8 protein-coding genes are annotated in these 8,204 nt (G+C 63.2%); 5 read left to right on the top strand and 3 right to left on the bottom strand.

The features are described from left to right. The first annotated feature begins 358 nt into the window (after window positions 1-358). The 3 genes from cueR to F3J15_RS27205 all read left to right on the top strand — a co-directional run bounded on the left by cueR (window position 359) and on the right by F3J15_RS27205 (window position 1,609). Window positions 359-763: a Cu(I)-responsive transcriptional regulator gene (cueR, locus tag F3J15_RS27215; RefSeq protein ID WP_069248450.1), complete on the top strand. Its 405-nt coding sequence runs from the start codon at window positions 359-361 to the stop codon at window positions 761-763. A 215-nt stretch (window positions 764-978) separates the two neighbouring features. Beyond that, window positions 979-1,125 carry a DUF3563 family protein gene (locus F3J15_RS27210; RefSeq protein WP_166895101.1) on the top strand — a complete coding sequence of 49 codons (147 nt, stop codon included), beginning with the start codon at window positions 979-981 and terminating at the stop codon, window positions 1,123-1,125. Between the two features lie 115 nt (window positions 1,126-1,240). Beyond that, window positions 1,241-1,609, top strand: a complete 369-nt coding sequence (locus F3J15_RS27205) for a hypothetical protein (RefSeq protein ID WP_174945519.1) — start codon at window positions 1,241-1,243, stop codon at window positions 1,607-1,609. 15 nt (window positions 1,610-1,624) lie between these two features. Here the strand turns inward: F3J15_RS27205 and rlmJ are convergent, their stop codons facing one another. Next, the gene (gene rlmJ / locus F3J15_RS27200; RefSeq protein ID WP_069248449.1) at window positions 1,625-2,470 is read right to left on the bottom strand and encodes a 23S rRNA (adenine(2030)-N(6))-methyltransferase RlmJ; all 846 of its coding nucleotides are present in this window, start codon (window positions 2,468-2,470) and stop codon (window positions 1,625-1,627) included. 111 nt (window positions 2,471-2,581) lie between these two features. Beyond that, window positions 2,582-3,553, bottom strand: a complete 972-nt coding sequence (locus tag F3J15_RS27195; RefSeq protein ID WP_166895099.1) for an aldo/keto reductase — start codon at window positions 3,551-3,553, stop codon at window positions 2,582-2,584. A 164-nt stretch (window positions 3,554-3,717) separates the two neighbouring features. On the opposite strand from F3J15_RS27195, the gene F3J15_RS27190 reads away from it, so the two are divergent. Further along, on the top strand, window positions 3,718-4,506 hold the full coding sequence (locus F3J15_RS27190) for a 3-hydroxybutyrate dehydrogenase (RefSeq protein WP_089446016.1): 789 nt from the start codon (window positions 3,718-3,720) through the stop codon (window positions 4,504-4,506). 120 nt (window positions 4,507-4,626) lie between these two features. On the opposite strand, the gene F3J15_RS27185 is transcribed toward F3J15_RS27190, so the two are convergent. Further along, window positions 4,627-5,826, bottom strand: a complete 1,200-nt coding sequence (locus F3J15_RS27185; RefSeq protein ID WP_089446015.1) for an amino acid aminotransferase — start codon at window positions 5,824-5,826, stop codon at window positions 4,627-4,629. Window positions 5,827-6,093: 267 nt separating this feature from the next. Between F3J15_RS27185 and uvrB the strand changes: the two genes are divergently transcribed. Continuing rightward, window positions 6,094-8,184, top strand: a complete 2,091-nt coding sequence (gene uvrB, locus F3J15_RS27180; protein ID WP_089484321.1) for an excinuclease ABC subunit UvrB — start codon at window positions 6,094-6,096, stop codon at window positions 8,182-8,184. The last annotated feature ends 20 nt before the right edge of the window (window positions 8,185-8,204 follow it).

The raw sequence follows: 8,204 nt of genomic DNA, 5'->3' as shown, positions 1-8,204 counted from the left end.
CGAGTCGGTCCCACCCCTTCCCATCCCGAACAGGACCGTGAAACGACTCTACGCCGATGATAGTGCGGATTCCCGTGTGAAAGTAGGTAATCGTCAGGCTCCCTAAGCCAAGAACCCCCGCCCGAAAGGCGGGGGTTTTTGCATTTCAGCGGCGGAAATGCATGCATGGATGGTGAAGAGAAGAGCGCTCCATCCATCACATCCCGACGGCACATCCGCCAGATCAATCAGCTGCCATCCTGCAGTCAATCCTCACCCCGGGAACGAAATCACACGATTTGATACGATCGACGTGCCGTCGGCGATTGCACACGTCGACGTTCATGTTCGAAACCAGGGCTTGATGGAGAGGGCGGGAATGAATATCGGCGACGCGTCGCGCGAATCCGGAGTCAGCGCAAAGATGATCCGGTACTACGAACAGGTCGGTCTGCTTGCGCCAAGCAAGCGTACTGATGCCGGCTACCGGATCTACGGCGCAGACGAGATCCATATCCTGCGCTTCATCCGTCAGGCGCGACGCCTTGGCTTTCTCGTCGAGGACATCCGCAAGCTGCTGATGCTCTGGCAAGACCGTTCCCGCGCGAGCGCCGAAGTGAAGTCGATTGCCCTCGAGCATGTGGCCGAACTCGACAAGCGCATCGCCGAGCTGAGCGACATGCGCGACACACTGGCCGATCTTGCTGCGCACTGTCATGGTGACGGGCGGCCCGAATGCCCGATATTGGCGCGTCTGTCCGACCCTGTCGATGAACCAAATTAGTGCGCCCACTCGACGTCCAAATCAGGCCTCGACTCGATTTTCATAAAAATCAATGGGTTATGCGATGTTGGCGGCCAGCCATTCCGATTAGGAATGGTTTCCATGCAAGTATTTCACTAGCATCTTGGTGCGGCATCGCTATAATTCGGGATAACCCTATACGGGAAATCCCTGAACACCGATTCACCAGGGGTCCCCCTTCCTTGGAGAATGTCATGATCGCCTACATCGTCGAAAAGCTGAGCAACTGGTTCGAATCCGCAGAACGTGAACGCCGTGAGGCCTACCTTGCCACGTCGTCGGACATCGTCCAGCTCGAGAGCCGCATTCGCTCGCTGGAAATCAACGGCTACTCGCTGTAATCGGAGTCGCCGTCAGGTGCCACGTGGCACCGAACGATAAGCAAGCCCCGTATTTGACGGGGCTTTGTCTTTTTGTGCGCCGGATCTGGCGCAATCGTCAGTGCAGCGCTATGGTATGCACCTGCTTTTCATCCTGAAGGACACGATCATGCGTTTGCGTCTCGATGTGCGTCGAAGTGCCCGCGCGCGTCTCGTTCTGGGGGCGGCGGTGCTTGTCCACGGACTCGCGGCTGTTGCCGCGACGCCGTCCAAGCCGCTGATTCTCGATACGCAACGCGGTATCCAGGACGGCAAGGGCGGGCTGGTGCTGCAAACGGCACCGTTGTCTTCCGAGCCGATCGTCGAGCCCGCAGGGATGCGGGCTCCGGCCGGGCAGGCGCCGAACACGTCGGTTCCGCTGTTCGTCGCGCCGTATATCAATGTCCCCGCATGGGGTGGGCAGCCGGCCAACCAGCCGAGGCTCGCGCCGAGACCTCAGCCGTAACGGCCCGTCGCCCGATCAGTTTCCGCGGTGCTCGATCTGGCAGCGGGCGCCGCTATCCTGTCCGAGCATCTCGACCAGGTAGGGCAGTGCCTCGTTCATGCTCTGGGCGAGCGTATACGGCGGATTCAGAATGAACATCCCGCTGCCGTAGAGACCCAACCCGTCAGTCGGCGGATTCGACACCGTCAGTGTCAGGTGCAGCCAGTTGTTCGGTTGCAGGCGCTTCAACTGCTCGGGAAAACGCTGCGATTCCGTCCGGGTCACCTGCGGGTACCAGACTGCATAGCATCCCGTCGCGAATCGCTTCAGACACTCCGTCACGCAAGCCACTGTGCGCGCGTAATCCTTCTTGTCCTCGTAGGACGGGTCGATCAGCACGAGTGCGCGTCGCGGCGGCGGCGGCAGCAGCGCCTTGATGCCTTCGAAGCCGTCGCCGGCGAAGATCATCGCGCGTCGCCCTGCATCGCGAAAATTGTGGCGCAGCACGTCGATTTCTGTCGTGTGCATTTCGAACAGGCGCATGCGGTCCTGCTCGCGCATCGATCGCCATGCGATGTAAGGGGAACCCGGGTAGAAGCGCAGTTCACCGTCGTCGTTCAGCGCGCGCACTTCATCCACATAGTCGCCCAGCGCCTCCGGCAGGTTCTTTTCGTTCCACAGCCGGCCGATGCCGGTGTCGAATTCCGACGTCTTCGCCGCGTAGCCGTCGCGCAGCGAGTACACGCCGGCACCTGCATGCGTGTCGATGTACCAGTAAGACTTGTCCTTCTTGTTCAGGTAGCGCAGCAGCTGGACGACGACGGCGTGCTTGAGCACATCCGCGTGGTTGCCTGCGTGAAAACCGTGACGATAACTGAGCATGGCGGGCTGCCTGAAACGAAAGGTGAATCGATGAAAGCGATCGATCGTGCGCGGCCGTCAGGCCAAGCGCCGATGCGGGCCGCTATTGTACGCGAGTGGTCGCGCATCGCCTTACTCGTACGCGTCGCCGACCACCTCCTCGATGCGTTGCTTCACATCCGGCGTCAGCTTCACGGCAACGTCGAGCGCGCGCATGTTGTCACTGATCTGCTCGATCCGCGACGCGCCCGTGATGACTGAACTCACACGCGGATTTGCGAGTACCCACGCGATCGCGAGCTGGGCCGTGCTGCAGCCGAGCTCGGCTGCAATTGCGCCGAGCCGTTCGACGATGTCGTTGGCGGCCGGATTGGTCAGGCGGTCGCGCATCCAGTCGTAACCCTGCAACTGTGCGCGGCTGCCGGGCGGCACGCCGTTACGGTACTTGCCGGTGAGCAGGCCCGATGCCAGCGGGCTCCAGGTCGTGAGGCCGAGACCGTAGTCTTCGTAGAGCCGCGCATATTCCTGTTCGACCCGCGTGCGGTGGAACAGGTTGTACTGCGGCTGCTCGACGACCGGCTTGTGCAGGTGATGCCGCTCGGCGATCTCGCACGCAGCACGGATCTCGTCGGCACTCCATTCCGACGTGCCCCAGTACAGGGCCTTGCCGCGCACGATCATGTCGCTCATCGCCCAGACGGTTTCCTCGATCGGCGTGTTCGGGTCGGGGCGATGGCAATAGACGAGGTCGACATAGTCGAGTTGCAGCCGGCGCAGCGAGCCGTCGATGGCGTTCAGCAGGTATTTCCGGTTCAGCGTGTGATATTGATTCGGCGCTTCGGCGAGCCCCCAGAAGAATTTCGTGGACACGATGTAGCTGATGCGCGGCCAGTCGAGCGCCTTGAACGCGTGGCCCATGATTTCCTCGGACTTGCCGCCGGCGTAGACCTCGGCGTTGTCGAAGAAATTGACGCCCGCGTCGCGCGCCGCAGCCAGGCATTCGCGCGCGACCCGCTGGTCGACCTGGTTGCCGTACGTCACCCACGAACCGAGCGAAAGCTCGCTGATCTGCAGGCCGGAGCGGCCTAGCCGTCGATAGTGCATGCGAATCTCCTGCGTGACAGAACCGACCTTAAGCTTAGACGTTTTGCGCGCGAACGGCGGGGCCGATCGTGCACAATGACGGCTGGCCCGCCAGCACGATCACGCGACGGTAGCGGATTCGGCGGGCGCGTGTTTTATCGATCCGACAACGGGAGGAGACGGACATGGCAGCACATCTGAACGGCAAGACCGCAGTCGTCACGGGCGCCGCGAGCGGCATCGGCAAAGAAATCGCACTCGAGCTCGCGAAAGCGGGCGCGGCCGTCGCGATCGCCGACCTGAACCAGGACGGCGCGAACGCGGTCGCCGACGAGATCGTCAAGGCGGGCGGCAAGGCGATCGGCGTCGCGATGGACGTGACGAACGAGGACGCCGTGAACAGCGGTATCGACAAGGTGGCCGAGACGTTCGGCTCGGTCGACATCCTCGTGTCGAACGCGGGCATCCAGATCGTCAACCCGATCGAGAACTACGCGTTCTCCGACTGGAAGAAGATGCAGGCGATCCACGTCGACGGCGCGTTCCTGACGACCAAGGCCGCCCTCAAGCACATGTACAAGGACGATCGCGGCGGTGTCGTGATCTACATGGGTTCGGTGCACTCGCACGAAGCGTCACCGCTGAAGTCGGCGTACGTGACGGCCAAGCACGGCCTGCTCGGCCTGGCGCGCGTGCTGGCGAAGGAAGGCGCGAAGCACAACGTGCGTTCGCACGTCGTGTGTCCGGGCTTCGTGCGCACGCCGCTGGTCGACAAGCAGATTCCGGAGCAGGCGAAGGAGCTCGGGATCAGCGAAGAGGAAGTGGTGAAGAAGGTGATGCTCGGCAATACGGTCGACGGCGTGTTCACGACTGTTCAGGACGTCGCGCAGACGGTGCTGTTCCTGTCGGCCTTCCCGAGCGCCGCGCTCACGGGCCAGTCGGTCGTCGTCAGCCACGGCTGGTTCATGCAGTGATGCGGATGCGGGCGGGGTCGCTGCCCGCTGGCGAATGGCATAAAAAAACGCGCTCCACGGAGCGCGTTTTTCATTTTGGCAGGGCGGGGCCGATGACGGCTGCCGCCTGCTCGAGCCGCATTACTTCAGGACGGCTGCGACCGCATTGGCGACCGCGTCGAGGTTGCGCGTGTTCAGTGCTGCGACGCAGATCCGGCCCGTGCCGACTGCGTAGATGCCGAACTCGTCGCGCAGGCGATCGACTTGCGCCGAGGTCAGGCCCGAATACGAGAACATCCCGCGCTGCTCGTTGATGAAGCTGAAGTCGCGATCGACACCGCTTGCCTTCAGGCGCTCGACGAGACCATTGCGCATTGCGCGAATGCGATCGCGCATTTCACCGAGTTCCTGCACCCACGAAGCGTGCAGTTCCGGCGAAGCGAGCACTGCCGCGACCACGGCGCCGCCATGGGTCGGCGGGTTCGAGTAGTTCGTGCGGATCACGCGCTTCAGTTGCGACAGCACGCGCGTCGCTTCTTCCTTGCTCGACGTGATGATCGACAGTGCGCCGACGCGCTCGCCGTACAGCGAGAACGACTTTGAGAACGACGACGACACGAATGCGTTCAGGTCAGCTGCGGCAAACAGGCGCACGGCAGCAGCATCGGCCTCGATGTTCTCGCCGAAACCCTGGTAGGCCATGTCGAGGAACGGCACGAGGTTGCGCGCCTTCACGACGTCGACGATCTGTTGCCATTGCGCTTCGGTCAGGTCCACGCCGGTCGGGTTGTGGCAGCACGCGTGCAGCACGACGACCGTCCCTGCTGCGTAGCCGTTCAGTGCCGACAGCATGCCTTCGAAGTTCACGCCGTTGGTGGCAGCGTCGTAATACGGGTACGCAACGACTTCGAAACCGGCTGCTTCGAACAGCGCGCGGTGGTTTTCCCAGCTCGGATCGCTGATCGCGACCTTCACGTTCGGGTTCACGGTGCGCAGGAAATCGGCGCCGATCTTCAGCGCACCCGTGCCGCCCAGTGCCTGGGCCGTGACCACGCGACCTGCTGCGATCAGCGGCGAGTCGTTGCCGAGCAGCAGCTTCTGCACGGCCGCATCGTAGGCGGCGATGCCGTCGATCGGCAGGTAGCCGCGGGGCAGGCCGGCCTCGACACGCGCCTTCTCTGCTTCACGAACCGCGCGCAGCAGCGGAATCTTGCCTTCTTCGTTCGTGTACACACCGACGCCGAGGTTGACCTTGGTCGGACGCGTATCGGCGTTGAAGGCTTCGTTCAGGCCCAGGATCGGGTCGCGGGGAGCAAGCTGGACAGCGGAGAAGAGCGACATGATGATTCGGCAGTAGTGAAAAGAGGGTCAGGCTTTCAACGGGCGGGGCGGGCGCGGTGGATGAACCGCGCGCTGGCAGGCACGACGCCGGAAAGCGCAGCAGCCTAACATTGTAGCGAATTCACGCAGGCGGGGGCGGCGTTTCGGCGGCGAAATTCGGCCGGGGAGCGCGATTTCGGGCGGCCGTCGCGCGTCAGGAGCCGACAGCAGTTCGCGAGGCCGCGAAGCGCTAGAATGCTTTCTTTGCCCTCGCTCCGGCCGCATTCCATGTCCGAACATAAAGCCGAAACCGGCGACGCGCTCGACGAATCGAAATTCGTGACCTTCGAAGGGTCGCCGTTCCAGCTGTATCAACCGTATCCGCCCGCAGGCGACCAGCCGACCGCGATCCAGACGCTCGTCGAAGGGGTCGAGGATGGTCTCTCGTTCCAGACGCTGCTCGGCGTGACGGGCTCGGGCAAGACCTTCACGATGGCGAACACGATCGCGCGACTCGGCCGCCCGGCGATCGTGTTCGCGCCGAACAAGACGCTCGCCGCGCAGCTCTACTCGGAATTTCGCGAGTTCTTCCCGCGCAACGCGGTCGAGTACTTCGTCTCGTACTACGACTATTACCAGCCTGAAGCGTACGTGCCGCAGCGCGACCTGTTCATCGAGAAGGATTCGTCGATCAACGAGCACATCGAGCAGATGCGGCTGTCGGCGACGAAGAGCCTGATGGAGCGCCGCGATGTCGTGATCGTCGCGACGGTGTCGGCAATCTACGGTATCGGCAATCCGTCCGAATACCACCAGATGATCCTGACGCTGCGCGCCGGCGACAAGCTCGGCCAGCGCGACGTGATCGCGCGGCTGATCGCGATGCAGTACACGCGCAACGAGCAGGATTTCCAGCGCGGCACGTTCCGCGTGCGCGGCGATACGATCGACATCTTCCCGGCCGAACACGCGGAGCTGGCCGTGCGCGTCGAACTGTTCGACGACGAGGTCGAGACGCTGCAGCTGTTCGACCCGCTGACGGGGCGCGTGCGGCAGAAGATCCCGCGCTTCACCGTGTATCCGTCGTCGCACTACGTGACGCCGCGCGACACTGTGATGCGCGCGGTCGAGACGATCAAGGACGAACTGCGCGAGCGGCTCGAGTTCTTTCACAGCGACGGCAAGCTCGTCGAGGCGCAGCGCCTCGAGCAGCGTACGCGCTTCGATCTAGAGATGCTGCAGGAGCTCGGCTTCTGCAAGGGCATCGAGAACTACTCGCGGCATTTCTCGGGCGCGGCGCCCGGCGATCCGCCGCCGACCCTCGTTGACTACCTGCCGCCCGATGCGCTGATGCTGCTCGACGAATCGCACGTGCTGATCGGCCAGTTGAACGGCATGTACAACGGCGACCGCGCGCGCAAGGAAAACCTCGTCAACTACGGGTTCCGGCTGCCGTCGGCGCTGGACAACCGGCCGCTCAAATTCCCCGAGTTCGAACGCAAGATGCGCCAGGTCGTGTTCGTGTCGGCCACGCCGGCTGACTACGAGAAGAGCGTGACCGGGCAGATCGCCGAACAGGTCGTGCGGCCGACGGGCCTGGTCGATCCGGAAATCGAAGTGCGGCCGGCGAGCTCGCAGGTCGACGACGTGCTGGCCGAGATCAACGCGCGCGTGAAGGCCGAGGAGCGCGTGCTGATCACCGTGCTGACGAAGCGCATGGCCGAGCAGCTCACCGAGTTTCTGGCCGACCACGGGGTCAAGGTGCGTTACCTGCACAGCGACATCGACACGGTCGAGCGCGTCGAGATCATCCGCGACCTGCGGCTCGGCACGTTCGACGTGCTGGTCGGGATCAACCTGCTGCGGGAAGGGCTCGACATTCCCGAGGTGTCGCTCGTCGCGATCCTCGACGCGGACAAGGAGGGCTTCCTGCGCGCGGAGCGCTCGCTGATCCAGACGATCGGCCGCGCGGCGCGGAACGTGAACGGCAAGGCGATCCTCTACGCGGACAACATGACCGAGTCGATGAAGCGCGCGATCGGCGAGACCGAGCGGCGCCGTGCGAAGCAGATCGCGCACAACGAAAAGATGGGCATTACGCCGCGCGGTGTCGTGAAGCGCATCAAGGACATCATCGATGGCGTCTACAACGCGGACGAGGCACGCGCCGAGCTGAAGGAAGCGCAGCAGCGCGCGAAATTCGAGGACATGTCGGAAAAGCAACTCGCCAAGGAAATCAAGCGCCTCGAGAAGCAGATGGCCGACTACGCGAAGAATCTCGAGTTCGAGAAGGCCGCCGCGACCCGCGACCAACTTGCGCTGCTGCGCGAGCGCGTGTTCGGCGCGAACGTCGGCGATCACGTCAACGGCGGCCGGTAAATCTTTCCAAGCGTCACCGA

The sequence above is a fragment of the Burkholderia sp. Ap-955 genome, from assembly GCF_011753045.1.
GTDB lineage: Bacteria > Pseudomonadota > Gammaproteobacteria > Burkholderiales > Burkholderiaceae > Burkholderia > Burkholderia lata_D.
The sequence above is the reverse complement of the archived record's forward strand: the minus strand, read 5'-3'. Positions and strand labels throughout refer to the sequence as shown.

Bases quoted from the DNA above. Each gene is read 5' to 3' on its own strand.
- F3J15_RS27205 (WP_174945519.1), top strand. From the start codon at position 1,241: ATGCACCTGCTTTTCATCCTGAAGGACACGATCATGCGTTTGCGTCTC.
- F3J15_RS27195 (WP_166895099.1), bottom strand. From the start codon at position 3,553: ATGCACTATCGACGGCTAGGCCGCTCCGGCCTGCAGATCAGCGAGCTT.
- cueR (WP_069248450.1), top strand. From the start codon at position 359: ATGAATATCGGCGACGCGTCGCGCGAATCCGGAGTCAGCGCAAAGATG.
- F3J15_RS27185 (WP_089446015.1), bottom strand. From the start codon at position 5,826: ATGTCGCTCTTCTCCGCTGTCCAGCTTGCTCCCCGCGACCCGATCCTG.
- F3J15_RS27210 (WP_166895101.1), top strand. From the start codon at position 979: ATGATCGCCTACATCGTCGAAAAGCTGAGCAACTGGTTCGAATCCGCA.
- rlmJ (WP_069248449.1), bottom strand. From the start codon at position 2,470: ATGCTCAGTTATCGTCACGGTTTTCACGCAGGCAACCACGCGGATGTG.
- uvrB (WP_089484321.1), top strand. From the start codon at position 6,094: ATGTCCGAACATAAAGCCGAAACCGGCGACGCGCTCGACGAATCGAAA.
- F3J15_RS27190 (WP_089446016.1), top strand. From the start codon at position 3,718: ATGGCAGCACATCTGAACGGCAAGACCGCAGTCGTCACGGGCGCCGCG.